Annotated in this window: 13 protein-coding genes and 2 pseudogenes; 9 read left to right on the top strand and 6 right to left on the bottom strand. The window is 69.9% G+C overall.

Features of this window, described 5'->3' with window-relative positions; genetic code table 11:
- The first annotated feature begins 42 nt into the window (after positions 1 to 42).
- From ACIRB4_RS24575 to ACIRB4_RS24550, 6 genes are all read left to right on the top strand, one after another.
- Entirely contained in the window at positions 43 to 639 is a 597-nt protein-coding gene (locus ACIRB4_RS24575) for a hypothetical protein (protein ID WP_403294297.1), read from the top strand.
- A gap of 320 nt (positions 640 to 959) precedes the next feature.
- Entirely contained in the window at positions 960 to 2,162 is a 1,203-nt protein-coding gene (locus ACIRB4_RS24570) for an NAD(P)/FAD-dependent oxidoreductase (protein ID WP_403294296.1), read from the top strand.
- A 10-nt stretch (positions 2,163 to 2,172) separates the two neighbouring features.
- Positions 2,173 to 3,111 (top strand): sigma-70 family RNA polymerase sigma factor, encoded by a 939-nt coding sequence (locus ACIRB4_RS24565; RefSeq protein WP_403294295.1) that lies wholly within the window; start codon positions 2,173 to 2,175, stop codon positions 3,109 to 3,111.
- 681 nt (positions 3,112 to 3,792) lie between these two features.
- Positions 3,793 to 4,002 carry a hypothetical protein gene (locus tag ACIRB4_RS24560; RefSeq protein ID WP_403294294.1) on the top strand — a complete coding sequence of 70 codons (210 nt, stop codon included), beginning with the start codon at positions 3,793 to 3,795 and terminating at the stop codon, positions 4,000 to 4,002.
- 167 nt (positions 4,003 to 4,169) lie between these two features.
- Complete coding sequence (locus ACIRB4_RS24555) at positions 4,170 to 4,766, top strand: restriction endonuclease (RefSeq protein WP_403294293.1); 597 nt, start codon at positions 4,170 to 4,172, stop codon at positions 4,764 to 4,766.
- A 597-nt stretch (positions 4,767 to 5,363) separates the two neighbouring features.
- Positions 5,364 to 5,666, top strand: coding sequence for a hypothetical protein (locus ACIRB4_RS24550; RefSeq protein WP_403294292.1), 303 nt, complete (start codon positions 5,364 to 5,366; stop codon positions 5,664 to 5,666).
- Between the two features lie 3 nt (positions 5,667 to 5,669).
- Here ACIRB4_RS24550 and ACIRB4_RS24545 read toward each other — a convergent pair.
- A pseudogene (locus ACIRB4_RS24545) lies at positions 5,670 to 5,951 on the bottom strand (IS5/IS1182 family transposase); the annotation flags it as partial.
- Between the two features lie 50 nt (positions 5,952 to 6,001).
- On the opposite strand from ACIRB4_RS24545, the pseudogene ACIRB4_RS24540 reads away from it, so the two are divergent.
- Positions 6,002 to 6,127: pseudogene (locus ACIRB4_RS24540) on the top strand (hypothetical protein); the annotation flags it as partial.
- 935 nt (positions 6,128 to 7,062) lie between these two features.
- Here ACIRB4_RS24540 and ACIRB4_RS24535 read toward each other — a convergent pair.
- Positions 7,063 to 8,118, bottom strand: a complete 1,056-nt coding sequence (locus tag ACIRB4_RS24535; protein ID WP_403294291.1) for a hypothetical protein — start codon at positions 8,116 to 8,118, stop codon at positions 7,063 to 7,065.
- A 526-nt stretch (positions 8,119 to 8,644) separates the two neighbouring features.
- On the opposite strand from ACIRB4_RS24535, the gene ACIRB4_RS24530 reads away from it, so the two are divergent.
- Both ACIRB4_RS24530 and ACIRB4_RS24525 read left to right on the top strand, forming a co-directional pair.
- Positions 8,645 to 10,372, top strand: coding sequence for a BCCT family transporter (locus ACIRB4_RS24530; RefSeq protein ID WP_403294330.1), 1,728 nt, complete (start codon positions 8,645 to 8,647; stop codon positions 10,370 to 10,372).
- Positions 10,373 to 10,973: 601 nt separating this feature from the next.
- Positions 10,974 to 12,218, top strand: a complete 1,245-nt coding sequence (locus ACIRB4_RS24525; protein WP_403294290.1) for a serine hydrolase domain-containing protein — start codon at positions 10,974 to 10,976, stop codon at positions 12,216 to 12,218.
- A 126-nt stretch (positions 12,219 to 12,344) separates the two neighbouring features.
- On the opposite strand, the gene ACIRB4_RS24520 is transcribed toward ACIRB4_RS24525, so the two are convergent.
- From ACIRB4_RS24520 to ACIRB4_RS24505, 4 genes are all read right to left on the bottom strand, one after another.
- Entirely contained in the window at positions 12,345 to 12,482 is a 138-nt protein-coding gene (locus tag ACIRB4_RS24520; protein ID WP_403294289.1) for a hypothetical protein, read from the bottom strand.
- Positions 12,483 to 12,865: 383 nt separating this feature from the next.
- Complete coding sequence (locus ACIRB4_RS24515) at positions 12,866 to 13,078, bottom strand: hypothetical protein (protein WP_403294288.1); 213 nt, start codon at positions 13,076 to 13,078, stop codon at positions 12,866 to 12,868.
- Positions 13,075 to 13,395 carry a hypothetical protein gene (locus ACIRB4_RS24510; protein ID WP_403294287.1) on the bottom strand — a complete coding sequence of 107 codons (321 nt, stop codon included), beginning with the start codon at positions 13,393 to 13,395 and terminating at the stop codon, positions 13,075 to 13,077. Before ACIRB4_RS24510 ends, ACIRB4_RS24515 begins: the two co-directional genes overlap by 4 nt.
- Positions 13,396 to 13,715: 320 nt before the next feature.
- A complete protein-coding gene (locus tag ACIRB4_RS24505; RefSeq protein WP_403294286.1) occupies positions 13,716 to 13,913 on the bottom strand; it encodes a hypothetical protein in 198 nt (65 codons plus the stop codon).
- Positions 13,914 to 14,144: the final 231 nt, after the last annotated feature.

Here is a 14,144-nt window from a genome sequence, read left to right as displayed (position 1 = left end):
CCTTCGGCTCCTGACACCGAACCGTCCTTTGGGGAGGACCCCGTGCACTCCATACGTTCAGCGACCGCGGCCGCCACCTCGGCAGCGGCCGTCCTGACGGTCCTCGTGACCGCCTCCGGCACCGCCAGAGCCCACGGCGGCACCCTGGCGGTCGACATCGCCGGACATGACCACGGCCGTGTGACGGCCCGGGTCACCTGGGAGAACGACGAGGACTCCGTCGACGAACGGGTCGCCGCCACCGTCAACGCCGTGAGCGTGGACGGCAGGCGCACAGCCGGGCCGTGGATCCTGGTGCGCGACCCCTCCGACAAGAAGCGCTTCACCACCGCGGAGGCGCTCCCTCCCGGCCGCTGGAAGGTCTCGGTCGCGGTCGGCCAGCCCGCCCTCGGTAGCGACGAGGAAGAGATCACCGTGGCCGAGGAACGGACGCAGACCCCACCCGTCCCACCCGCCCCGTCTGTCTCGGCCTCCCACCGGCCCACGAGCACGACGACGCCCCCGACAACGAATGCGACAGTGGCCGCCGAGGCTCGTCCGTGGCTGCCTGGTACCGCGGCGGCGGCCGGGGGACTCCTCCTGGCCGGCGGCGTGGCTGCCGCGATCATCATGCGGAAAAGGCGCCGAGGCAATCCGTGACGCGGAGGGGCAGCCCCGCCCACCCCGCCCCTGGCCGGACGCCGACGGCGCCCGCGGTCGGTGCTGCCGCTCGCCCAGTCCGGTCCTACGGCTCAACGCCCCCATCACCAGCGGTGAGACCACCGGGTCACCGGTCGTCGACGTGGTTGGACTTGTGGGGCTGTCCCCTTCCTCGGAGGCGCGGTCGCGCTCAGAGAGCGCCTGCGAACGCGTCGGCGGGCAGCGAAGGCCCATTGGTGACCCACGTCACACCAGGTTCCTGTCAGCAACGAGGGCGCTGTCCCGTTCAAAGCGCACGCGAACGAGACAGGAGCAACGCCATGGAGCACCGCATCGTCGTACTCGGTGCCGGATACGCCGGGGCCTTCGCCGCCGGAAACCTGGCCCGCCGGCTCTCCCCCGCCGACACCGAGATCACCGTCGTCAACGCCGCGCCAGACTTCGTCGAGCGGATGCGGCTCCACCAGCTCGCGAGCGGTCAGGACCTCGCTTTCCGCAAGCTCACCGACGTTTTCGCGGGCACAGGGGTGCGGCTGCGCCTGGCGCGCGTCACCGGAGTCGACCCCGAGCGCGGGACCGTCGCGGTGACCGGCGAGGACGGCGAGGACGGCGAGGACGGCGAACTCGCGTACGACACGCTCCTGTACGCGCTCGGCAGCTCCGTGGCCCACCACGGCGTCCCCGGCGTGGCCGAGTACGCCTTCGATGTGACCGGCCGCTCCTCGGCGCTGCGTCTGCGCGAGCGCCTGGCCGGCCTGGGCGCGGGCGGCACCGTTCTGGTCGTCGGTGAGGGGCTGACCGGTATCGAGACCGCCACCGAGTTCGCCGAGTCCCGGCCCGACCTCTCGGTCGCGCTCGCCGCCCGGGGCGAGCTGGGCGCCCTGCTCTCCCCAAGGGCCCGCCGTCACCTGCGCCGGGCCTTCGACCGGCTCGGTATCACCGTCCACGAGCACACCGCCGTCGAAGCCGTCGAGCCGGCCCGGGCGATCACTGCCGACGGTACGTCCCTCCCGGCCGATGTGACCGTGTGGTCGGCCGGGTTCGCCGTGCACCCCCTCGCGGCCGCCAGTGGCCTGGAGGTCGCCGAGACCGGCCAGATCGTCGTCGACCGCACCATGCGCTCGGTCTCCCACCCGGACGTCTACGCCGCCGGTGACTGCGCCTACGCGATCGGCGAAAACGGCCTGCCGCTGCCGATGTCCTGCGCCTCGGCCGGTTTCACCAACATGCGGGCGACCGCCGCGATCGTCGCGCGCCTGACCGGCGGCGAGGTCCCGACCACCGCACTGAAGTACCACGGCAACCACATCAGCCTCGGGCGGAGGGACGCGATCTTCCAGATGGTGGACAGGGACGCCCGGTCGACGTCCTGGTACCTGGGCGGCCGGACCGCCGCGCTGCTCAAGTCGGGCGTGCTCAAGGGGGCCGGGTGGGGCATCGACCACCCGACCTTCGGCATGCCGAAGCGCAAGCGCCGCCTGACCACCGCGCCCGACCAGGCCGATGTGAGGGTCGCCGCATAGGTTGTTCGGTATGGAGAGCGCGGCCATCGATCGGTTCGAGGCCAGCCGGGGCCGGCTGGCCTCCCTCGCGTACCGTCTGCTCGGCTCGGCCGCCGACGCCGAGGACGCCGTGCAGGACACGTTCCTGCGCTGGCAGGCCGCAGACCGCGAACGGGTCGAGGTACCGGAAGCATGGCTGACCAAGGTCGTCACCAACCTCTGCCTCGACCGGCTCCGCTCGGCTCAGGCGCGCCATGAGCGAGCTGCCGGTGCCTGGCTGCCCGAGCCGCTGCTGGAGGGCGACCCCATGCTCGGCCCGGCCGACACCTTCGAGCAGCGCGAATCGGTGTCCTTGGCCGTACTGACCCTCCTGGAGCGCCTCTCGCCGGTCGAGCGGGCCGTCTACATCCTGCGTGAGGCCTTCTCGTACAGCCACGCCGAGATCGCCGGGATCCTCGACATCACCGAGTCCGCGAGCCAGCAGCACGTCCACCGGGCCCGGGTCCGGGTCGCCGCCGAGCGCCGCCGCGGCGGCGAGGTGGACCCCGCGTCCGCGCGCCGGGTCGTCGAGGAGTTCCTCGCCGCCGCCACGTCGGGGCGCACCGAACGACTGGTCGCGCTGCTCACCGACGACGTGACGGCGGTCTCGGACGGTGCCGGACTGGCGAGGCGGCTTTTGCGGTACAAGACGCGCGAGCGGGTCGCGTCCTACGTGCGGGCCGGCTTCACGCCCACGCCGGCGAAGCGGCGGCTGGCCGGCGGCTCGCCCGCCATCCATATCGCGCTGGTCAACGGCTCCCCGGCCGTCCTCGCCGTGGTCGACGACCGGGTCGTGGGCGCCGTGGCGTTCGAAGTCGGCGACGGCAAGATCGCGTCCCTGCGCGGCATCGCCGCCGCGGACCGGCTCGCGCGTCTCAACGAGGCCTGGCAGCAGCACGAACCCGACGCGCCGGTCATCGACGCATGGTGACCGGAGCCACCGTCAACTCCGGCGTCCCGGAGTGAGGGGTGGTCCCGCCGGTAGAGTCGGGCCGAGAAGAGCGTGAACTGGGGGACTCATGACGGCAGCGGACGCACCGCCCATCGTCTTCGTGCACGGACGCGGTTCAGCGCGGGGTAGTGGCGCCCTCAATTCGCGGCACTTCGAAAGGAGTTCGCACTGGCTGCCGTGGACCTACCCGGCCACGGCGCCCGCTCTGCTCAGTCCTGGAGTCTTTTCCTGTAGTCCCCCGCAGGACGAGACATCAACGTGGCCATTGGCTACGCCTACCCGTGGCGGCGCTCTGCCCGAGCCGGACTCTACGACGAGCGGACCCCGTGGGTGACCCCCGCAGCAACGCACGCACAGCGTTCTGAGACCGCCCTACTGCCAGATTCGCCTGCGGGCGGCCGGTGCTCTTGGAGGCCGGTTCTTCCTGGGCGAGTGGGGTCGCCAGGCCGGAACGGCCGGTCGGCTCAGCTGGGTCCTCTACCTCGTTCACCTGTCAGAACGGATGTCCGGACGGTAACCGGACAGCGTCCGGCGCGGTTCTCGCCAACGTTCGCCGACCCACTGCGGTCCGGGCGCCTGATCGGCTGCACTGTTCCCCGGCCCCTTCAGGCCGGCCAGGAACAATGCAGGAGACGAGGGCGGGGCGGGAGCGGATTTCGCATGATGACGATCAACGTGGGGGTGCTGCTCGCGGTCATCGTGGTGATGCGGTTACGCCGCAGGACTCAGGCCAGAAGCCGCGTCGAGGAACGCAACACCGCCTTCTTCGTCCTGGCCCTGGGCATCGTGATCGCGCCGACCCCGCTGGGTCAGGGCATCTTCAACGTGATCAAGCAGCTGGTGACCGGCGTCTCGCAGGCCGGCACATGAGCCCCCGTTCCCGGCCGGGCACTCGCCGCTCCCCCGCCCCACGCCAGCGCCGTACGTCTCCCTCCTCTCGACGCCGAGCCGCGCCCAGGCGTCGCCCGGCTCCTCACCGCCGACGGCGGGCCTCCGGCTGGGAGCAGGCCGGTCTGCTGCTCCTGACGCTCGCCGTGGTGTGGAGCCTGGTCATCGGTGCGCTGCGGTGGCTGGCCGCGCACCCTTGGGTGCCGGTCGTACTGCTGTCGATCGCGGCGGTAGCCGTCGGGGTGTGGGTGCACCGGCGCCGGGAAACCGCCCGCTGGAACCAGGTCCGCGAGCGGGGACTGCGCTACGCGATGCCGCAGATCGACGCCCTGCACCACCGGCAGTTCGAGGAAGCCGTACGGGATCTGATGCGCCGCGACGGCTGCCCCGAGGCGATCCGGGTCGGTGGTGCCGGAGACAACGGCGCCGATGTGAAGGCCACCGACCCCTTCGGCCGCCTGTGGGTGATCCAGTGTAAGCATCGGCGGGCCGGACTGGCCGGCTCTGCGGTCGGAACCCCGGACCTGCACGTCCTCAACGGCACCGGTCGCCCCGTCCACAACGGCGACGTCGTCGTGCTGGTCACCAACGGCCGCTTCACGGACAAAGCCGTCGCCTTCGCCCGCTCCCAGCGACTCCACCTGGTCGACCGACACCTGCTCGCCCAGTGGGCCGCCGGCGCCACTCCTCTGTGGGAACTCCTGGGCGCAATCCCCTCGCCCCGCCGTCCGTCCTCCGGGTCCTGATCCCGGCCGAGCACGGCGGCGTCGGGTGGCGGCACGGATAGACCGACGGTGCCGTCTGGCTTCCTCAACTCTCCATCCCACGACCGCGGCCCCGTGCGGGTCGCGGACAGGCTCAGCCAGTCCAGCAGTGTCTCGGCCGGGCCGCCGGGTCTCCTACCGGACCAGGCTCCGTCGTAGTCATCGGGGATCCTGTCGATGAAGATCCGCTTGTTGTCGGGGCCGCTGCATCGTGGGGAGGTAGCGGAAGCAGCTGGTCGGGCCGTCGCCCTCGACATGGCGGCCCCAGCCCTCCTAGCCGCTGGAGCAGCGCGTTTGGTCCCATGCCCAGGGCGTGAGCGGTCACGCTACCTTTGGCCGGGTGCAGCCAGGAGCCCGTCGGCAAGGTCGCCTTCAACCGCTATGCGGCAACCGGGCCACTCTCTGCGTCGGCGGCAGCGACGAGAGGTACAAGGAGCTTGCACGAACCATGCGCTGATCACAGGACCGCCAGGCCTAGTCCGTGTCCAGCGGATCTAGTGGAGCCGTCTCTTGAGCTGCCTCGATGCACCTGCGCTCAAGGGGTGTGTTGAGATGGGGGCCTTCGGCCAGGGAGGGAACATGGACAGCAGTGTGCACGAAGGCTGTGGCCCAGTGCGGGGCCTCTCCCCTGATGATCACGTGTTCGTGTCCAAGCGCGTGTTCCGCGGGCAGCCAGTCATGCGTATGCACCGTGATGAGGACGGAGACTGGCAGGCGTTCTCGGGTGCCGAACCGCGCTGGTTCGGACGCCCGCGGCTGCTTCACGCAACTCACCTCCTGGAGCGCGATCCGTCGTTGGCCAGCCTGCCGGCCCTGCCGCTGGGACACCTCGCGACCCGCGATGAGGCTTCCGGGACAACCTGGCAGGTCTTCCAGAGGTGACGATCAGGAACGGAGCCAAAGCCGGACCGCAGCAGCCATGACGGTGCCGTGGAAGACGTAGGCCCTCTTGTCGTAGCGGGTGGCGACGGCTCTTGAGTTCTTGAGCCGGTTGATCGTGCGCTCGACTTCGTTACGGCGGTTGTAGGTCTCGCTGTCGAAGCCGGTGGGCCGGCCGCCCTTGCTGCCGCGGCGTTTGCGGTTTGCCCGTTGGTCCTTCGGTTCGGGGATGGTGTGCTTGATCTGGCGTCTTCACAGGTAGCGGTGGTTGCGGCGTGAGTTGTGCGATTATCGGCGCCGTCGGCGGGAGGGACAAGCTCTAGGACGGTGCGGGAGACGACACGCTACGGGCAGGCCCGGCAGACGACTTCCTCGACGGCGGGTCGCACACTGACCTCTGCGACGGCGAAGCAGGCAACCGCGACACCGCCGTGCGGTGCGAGACGGTCATCGGCATCCCGTAGAGAACGGCAATCGCAGGCGGCACCGTGCCGGCGTGCGCGATCCGGGCCGATGCGACGGGCGCATGGCTGCACGGTCGGCTGCAGCGTGGGACCGAGACAGCCGCCGCTATCACCCATATGCCCCGGGCCCCCTTATCGGCTCATCGACTTGGTGCAGAGAAGGTTCACGGTCTGAAGACGGGACACCACCGAAGCGATCATCGGCGCCGTCCCCCGCCCGCAGCTGCTCATCCTCGACCGAAACCGAGGACCACGGCTGCGTGCGCGCGTCGGCCGCCCCGTGCCACTGCGCCCGGACACCGCCCGTCAGGTCGCCGGCCTCCTCGGCCCGCCGGCTCCGTCCATCCGTGGACCGGCGTCCGGTTCTTGTCCACATACCCCTGGGCGGCACCGGGTCACCCTGGCCTGGTCACCGAAGTCGAGGCCGACACCGCCTTCTCTTGGGGGCCGGGCCTTGTGGTGTGGCGTGGTTCTGGTTGGTCTCGTTGAGCTTCCGGGGCGATTCTCAGGGGGTGCGGCTCCGCATCGGGTTGTTGCGCTGACCGCCTGATTGAGGAGTAGGCATGCGGGTCTCTCCCGTGAGGTTTGCCGCCGGGTACGCGGTACTGGACGGTCTTGGACGACAATCTGGGTGTCGTCCCGATCGTTGACCAGTGGTTGAGGTCCCTGCGGCTGGGGCAGGGCCGCGCCGAGTTGACGACGGAGTTCTATGCCGGTAGCCGCACTCATGCACTTCGGGTGATGCGGGCTGACTGGTCGGGATTGGACGGAGGCCACGGCGGGATTTCGGGCCGTCAGGGACGGCACCCGGCTGAGCGTCTCCGCGATCGAGCGCGCCTGACCACGACCTGCCCACCTCCCGATTCACCGGGGGCACGATCCTGGCGGCCCCTGGTCCGGGCAAGAAGTCGGCCAGCGCATGCAATACCCGCGTACTACCTCAGCCCGTCCAAGCGATCGCGGAGGTGAGCGACGGCCTTCTGCGGCTCGCCGCGCCGCACCAGGCGTTCAGCGAGTGCGATCGCACCGTCCACCGTTCCGGAGCGAAGGAGCTCCTGGTCGGATGTCGCGAACTCGGCTGGCTCCGCTTGGGCATCCGCGGCACGGCCGCTCAGCCTCATGACCTCGGCCCGCATGAACGCCTGCTCTTGGTCGTTGCCACCGCGGCGGGTGAAGTAGTCGTCGATCCAGGTGAGGGCGTCGTCGGGCCGCCCGGCATCGACCAGGATGCGGCAGAGCAGGTGGATGAGCCAGTCGCAATCGTCGTCGGCTGTCTCTGCAGCCGTGCGCAGCACTTCGACCGCCTCGCCGTGGCGGCCGTGACGGGCGAGTAGTTCGGCGAGGCCAAAGGCCGCATGGGGATTCCCGGCCCCAGCGGACTGCCCGAGCAGGGCAACCGCTTCCGGAATGCGGTCCAGCTCTTCCAACAGCTGGGCCAGGGCGGCAAGGGCGTACTCCTCGCCGCCGTCGGCCGGGAACGCGCGCAACTCGGCCTCACGTCCGTGGCGGCCCAGGAGACGAGCAAGCTGCTCGGCGTGGTCTGCGTACACGACACCATCGACACAAACGTGCCTGCTCAGCAGGTGGATTGCTTCGTCGATTCGGCCTTGGAGTTCCAGGAACCTGGCATGCAGACGGACAGCGTCCACGGCATCCGAGCTCCAGGACTCGAACGGGCCCGTCGGGCCGGTATGGATTTCGGGGAGCAACGCAGCAACTTCGGCGTCGCGGCCGTGGCCCGCGGTGAGCTCCACCAGTTCCTCGGCGAGCAGGAGGTCTGCGGCCCGCGGTCCGAGCAGGGCGACGACCTGGTCGAGGTGATCCTGCCGAGCCAGCAACCGTGCCAGGTCGCGCTGGGCGTACCGATGCCCCGTGTCGGCGAGCGGACGCAGCAACACGATGGCCTCTTCGTGCCGCCCCCACTCGGCGAGCAGCCCGGCGACCGCGTCGACGGCAGGCCACCAGCCTGTGGCTGCGAACGGTTCCAGCAATGCCAGCGCCGTCGTCCGTCCGGGCAGGACCCGACAGCGGCCTCGGCGAGCCGACGGGCGCAGAACCAGTCACCGTGGGCAGCCGCCTGGCGCAGGATGTCGTGGTGGCCATGCTCGTGAAGGAGTGCGGCGACGGTGGGCGGTATCCAGCCGTCGTACGTGCGATGGCGGTGCTCAAGGTCGACTCTGTCCATGGTCGCGAACCCTAGCTTGCGCCGCCGACACGGCTGGCGCCCGCAGAAGCCCCGCGCGGGTCAAGGACGAGCCGGCGCTGCACGAGGTGACCGCCCGGCCCGGCCGCGACCGGGCCTTCCTACGGCGGTGGCAGTCGCAGCGAGCTCTCGTGCCGCTCCTCCTCGACACCCGTGCGGCCTATCACCGCACAAAAGGGTGCCCACGGCGCCTGTTGATGCCGGGACAGGTGTGTGCGCCGTGGTACGGGATAGGCAGGAGTCAATTCGGGCCATGATCGCGAAGGGTGCCGCCTGTGTCTCAGGAGCAACGCAAACGGGGCCAAAGGTTGCGGCTGCCGGTGAAGGCGGCCCTGCCCGGCCGCCATCCGCACGAGGACCAGGCGCCCGTCACCGACCAGGTGGTCTTCGGGGTGACGGCCGTGCTGACCTTGGGCTTCGTGATCTGGGGCGCCACGGCCACCGGCGCCCTGGAGAGCGTCTCCGACACCCTGCTGAACGCCCTGATGCACAACGGCGGCTGGGCGTTCGTCCTGGCCGCCTCCGGATTCGTCGTCTTCGCGCTCTGGCTCGCCATCAGCCGGTACGGACGGATCGAGCTGGGCCAGGAGCACGAGAAGCCGGAGTTCAGCACCGTCTCCTGGGTCGCCATGATGTTCAGTGCCGGCATGGGCATCGGCCTGATGTTCTACGGCGTCAGCGAACCCCTCGCCCACTACACCACTCCGCCGCCGGGCACCGACCCCGCCGACTCGGCGGACGCCATGCAGACGGCGCTCGCCACCACGCTCTTCCACTGGACGCTGCACCCGTGGGCCATCTACGCGGTGGTCGGGCTGGCCATCGCGTACAGCACCTTCCGGCGCCGCAGGCGACAGACGATCAGCGCCGTCTTCGTCCCGCTCATCGGGAGGAAGCGCGCCGAGGGGGCACCCGGCCGGGTGATCGACATCCTGGCGATCTTCGCCACGCTGTTCGGCTCCGCCACGTCCCTGGGACTCGGCGCGCTCCAGATCGGCAGCGGCATGCACGAGGTGGGCTGGCTGGGCAAGGCCGGGACGGGGCTGCTCGTCGCCATCATCGGCGTGCTGACGGTCTGCTTCGTCTTCTCCGCCGTCTCCGGCGTGGAGAAGGGCATCCAGTGGCTCTCCAACACCAACATGGTGCTGGCCGTGATCCTCGCGGTGTTCGTGTTCATCGTCGGGCCCACCATCCTGGTCCTCGACCTGATCCCCACCTCCCTCGCCGCGTACTTCGACGAGCTGCCGCAGCTGATCGGCCGCACCGAGGCGTCCACCGGCGGGGGTGACGTCGCCGACTGGCTGAGCAGCTGGACGGTCTTCTACTGGGCCTGGTGGATCTCCTGGACGCCGTTCGTCGGCATGTTCATCGCCCGCATCAGCCGGGGACGCACGATCCGTCAGTTCGTCGGCGGCGTCATCCTGGTGCCCAGCACCGTAAGCCTGATCTGGTTCGCCGTCTTCGGCGGTACTGCCATGCGCCTCAAGGAGCAGGGAAGCCTCGGCGGGGCGACCACGCCCGAGGCGCAGCTCTTCGGCGTGCTCCAGGAATTCCCGATCGCCGGCGTGATGAGCCTGCTCGTGATGATCCTGGTCGGCATCTTCTTCGTCTCCGGCGCCGACGCGGCGTCGATCGTGATGGGCACCCTCTCCCAGAAGGGCACGTTCGAACCTGCCCGGTTCATCGTCGTCTTCTGGGGCGTGGTGACCGGTGGCGTGGCGGCCGTGATGCTGCTCGTCGGCGAGGGCAAGGGCAACGCCCTCGCGGGCCTGCAACACTTGACGATCCTCGTCGCGGCCCCGTTCGTCCTGGTGATGATCGGCATGTGCTGGGCCCTCTTGCGGGACCTCCGCCAGGACCCGCTGATCGTCCGCCACGAACTCGCCGAAGAGGCGGTGGAGGAAGCTGTGATCGCGGGCCACGAGAAGTACGCGGGCGACTTCGAGATCCGCATCGGCCCGGCGCAGGACGAGGCCCCTCCAGGGGACACGCAGGAGGGCCGCGACCACAAAGACCCGGGAGCCCCGCCTCCGGCCTCCTGACGGCGAGGTCTACAACGCCTTCACCGGCGGCAACGGCGGCGAGGGCGGCTTCGTCGACAGGAACCTCCCGATCCGCCCGACCTACCCCTCTACCGTGCGGTCCAGATGTTCCGCGGCCAGGGCTGCGAGGAGCTGTACGACGTCTACAGCCCATGCCGCGGCGGATCTCGCCTCGCCGGTCGCCCTCACCGGGCTGGGCGTTCCGCCCGGCTGGCAACGGATCGCGCCCCCTGCGGCGCCTTCGCCGGCATGGCGACGATTCCCCAGGTGACGTCCTTCACCTGGGGCGGTGCCAATGTACGCGGCAGGCACACAGAAATGCCGCCTCCTCCCCCACCATCCCGCACCCGGTCGGGATGGTTCTTCTGTGCCCAGGACCGCTGCCGAGCCCCGGTGACACTCAGCGACCTACCGGCGAAACGGTTCCGGCACCCTGCCGGACGGGATATCGGCGCCCCGTGACAGGAACCGACGTGGCCCGTTGGCACTCATGCTCCATGGGGATCCCGGACAGCGCGCAGTGATCGCTCCTCCCAGGCCCCGACACGGCACACCCCACGCGTGTGCCGTTCTTCCGATGAGACGAGAACGAGGAAGTCACGTGCCCCTGTCGACGCACCGACGTCTGGCCCTGAGCGCCACTCTGATCGCCGCCCTCGCCGGCGGCCTCGCACCCGCCACCGCCGCCTCCGCGGCACCGGCAGCACCCACAGAAACAGCCGCCCCCTCCCCCGACATGGACGGCGTGACCGCGGCTTTGAACGCCGCCATGGTCAACGGCGCTCCGGGGGCGATGGCCCGCTTCACCGGTCCCGACGGCGTCCGGACGCGCACTGTCGGTGTCCGCGACCGCGTCTCCGGCGCCGCCATGGACACCCGGGCTCGCTTCCGCATCGGCAGTGTCAGCAAGACCTTCTCCAGCGTCGTGCTGCTCCAACTCGTCGACGAGGGACGGCTGGAGCTCGACGCACCGGTCAACCGCTACCTTCCCGGGCTGCTGCCCGACGATCGCATCACGGTCCGCCATCTGCTCACCCACCGCAGCGGCCTTGCCGACTACACCGAGGCCATGTTCGCCAAGACCGTGCCCGGCTTCGAAGCCGTACGCAACCGCGTCTTCACCTACCAGGAGCTGGTCGACCTCTCGCTGGCCGAGCCCCGCACCACCGAGCCCGGTCTGGCGTACAAGTACTCCAACGCCAACTTCGTCGTCGTCGGCATGCTCATCGAGAACGCCACGGGAACCCCCGTCGCCAAGCAGTACGAGCGACGCATCATCAGGCCGCTGAAGCTGCGTCACACCTCGTACGTCCACCCGGAGACGCGGATTAAGGGAGCACACGTACGCGGCTACCTCCACCCCGACGAGGAGGGGTCGCCGCTCGTCGACTCCACGGAGCAGACCGCCTCCTGGGCCCAGACGGCCGGCGCGGTCATCTCCGACCCGGCCGACCTGAACACCTTCACGACCGCGCTCATGCGCGGCAGGTTGCTCTCGCCCCGGATGCTGGACGCCATGACCACGGTCACCCCCACGGACGCCACCCAGACGCGCTTCTACGGGCTCGGGCTGCGCCGCTACGACTTGTCCTGCGGCACCCAGGTGTACGGGCACACCGGCACCGTGCAGGGCTTCTACACGTACGCCTTCGCCACCCGCGACGGCCGGCGCGCGCTCTCCGCCATGGCGAACACCTCGAACCGGGGCGCGGCGAACACTGCGCTCGGCGGGACGCTGGAAGCCGCCTTCTGCGGGAAGAGGACCGCGCCCGCGGCATCGTCGACCAGGGCGCCGCGAACGCTCACCACCCTGCCGGCGGAGGCCGACCTGCCCGAGCGCCGCTGAAGCCCGCCCCAGAACTCCTGACCGAAATCGCCTCCGGAGTGGTGGATCGCTCCGGGGCGCGGCGTGGCTCGGCTGAAGCCATGGGGTGTCGATGACGAGTGGTGAGCGGCCGGCCTCGTACATCAGTTACAGATGGGAGGCGAAGCCCTGCGCGAGCGCGTCCGGGCTGGTGCGCTCGGCGGCTGCCAGGTGGTAGAGGCCGAAATCGGCGCCGACTTCGGCCCGGAGGAGTCCGCCCGGATACGGCCGCCTGCCGGATCGCACTCAGCGAACAGGCTTGGTCGCTTCGAGGCGAGGGTGAGGGCGAGCGCGGAGCTGGTGACGCCGAAGGACTTCGCCGAGACGAAGGTCGGGAGTGGCATCAGCACTCCGCGGTCTACCTTCGGTGCGCGCGGAAGTCTGCGAACTTCCGCGCGCCCGCCGCGGGACCTTCCCGAGGTCTGTGGGCAATTCCAAACCGCCCCCACGCGGGGGCCGGACGAAGGCGTCGCAGCAGGCCATGGCAGACCGTCCTAGAAGCCATGGTCAGCCGGATCAAAAGAGCCGCAGGGGCCGGTTCGCGGCCATGGGTGGGCTGATGCCGGCCTCCGTCCACTCCCGACTGTCTGCCCAACCGGCTGACCGACTCCCCGTGCGACAAGGCCCGTTCACCGCATGTACTTGTAGTGGAAGAGGCGGGAGCTGGCGTCGCGCTCGGTCATGCCGAGGGCCTCGGCGATCCGGGGCATCGGCGTCTTCTCTCCCCTCACCGTGAGCAGGGCGGCGACCGGGCCGATCGAGGAGACGACCGTCTCCAGCTCGTTCACCGCCTCGGAGCGCGGCGAGCGGGCTGTCGTCGACGAGGCGGTCCAACTGCTCACGCAGCTGCACCAGGAGGTCGGCGAGCGGCGGGCAGCGGCACCGTGAGCGCCTCCACCTCGTCTACGTGTTCCTGCCAGTCTTCCAGCGGACCGGAGGTGTCGTACTCGTAAGGGTCGTCGCGCGGAATCTGGGCCCAATCGATCGGGTAGGTGCGCTCGCCCCGCCAGCCGCAGGAACACCTTCCGCGCATCTGTACGGCGGTCGGAGCACGACGTGTACCGTCGTACACCCACCAGTCCGTGGACTGGTGAACGTCCCCTCCGCTGCCCATGTCGAAGTACACCGGTCCCGGCTCGCTGCCGTCGGCCAGCAGCACTCCCACGGCTCCCTCGTGCGATCGATACCCCTCACGCAACCACCCCATGGATCCTCCTCCGACTATGCGCCGCCAGGACGCCGCGATCGGCGGTCGCCCTTCGCACACCATGCAGCAGCAGCCGGACGCCCCGCACTCGAACCTGGCATATTCCACCACCGTGCGGGAGCGCGACCCGGTACCGTGCGCCGTCACCGCCGGGAACCCAGGGGGAGGTACGGGACCGGCACTGGCGCCACAGCAGGTGCGACGCCCGGTATTGCTGGCTTCGTCCACAGGGGATTCGGGTCCGGCTCGACTTCTGCGGTGCCGTGAGGTGTTTACGGGGCGCTTCGTCTCGGGTCCCGCCCCACCATCTGCCAGGTTTTACGGATACCGACGGCGGCCGCCGCAAGCGCGCCCACCGTGAAGAAGACGTCCAGGAATGGGCTCTTGCATCTGGCAACAGCCACGACCATGGAGACGAAGACAGCCCAGTCGATCCAGGTCCGCTTCAACAACCTCAGCAACTGGTTCACGACCCCTCCTGGCGGGAGAGTAGATCACACGGCAGAAGCCTGCTGGTGCCTGCGCGAGTCCTTGATGTGTGCGCCTACAGACTTGTTCGCACCTCGTGGACGTAGCCGCCGGGGCCAGTGCGAGCCTCCAAGGACTCCTCACGGAATGACTCCTTGGGGCCGGCTCCTCGTCGTGGGGTCATGTCGGACAGCATGGGGTGATGCACTTCGATCAACCGCTGCCTCGCGAGC

Origin of the sequence: Streptomyces sp. NPDC093600, from assembly GCF_044764755.1 — a bacterium.
Classification (GTDB): Bacteria; Actinomycetota; Actinomycetes; order Streptomycetales; family Streptomycetaceae; genus Streptomyces.
This window is presented reverse-complemented; position numbering and strand designations above follow the sequence as displayed.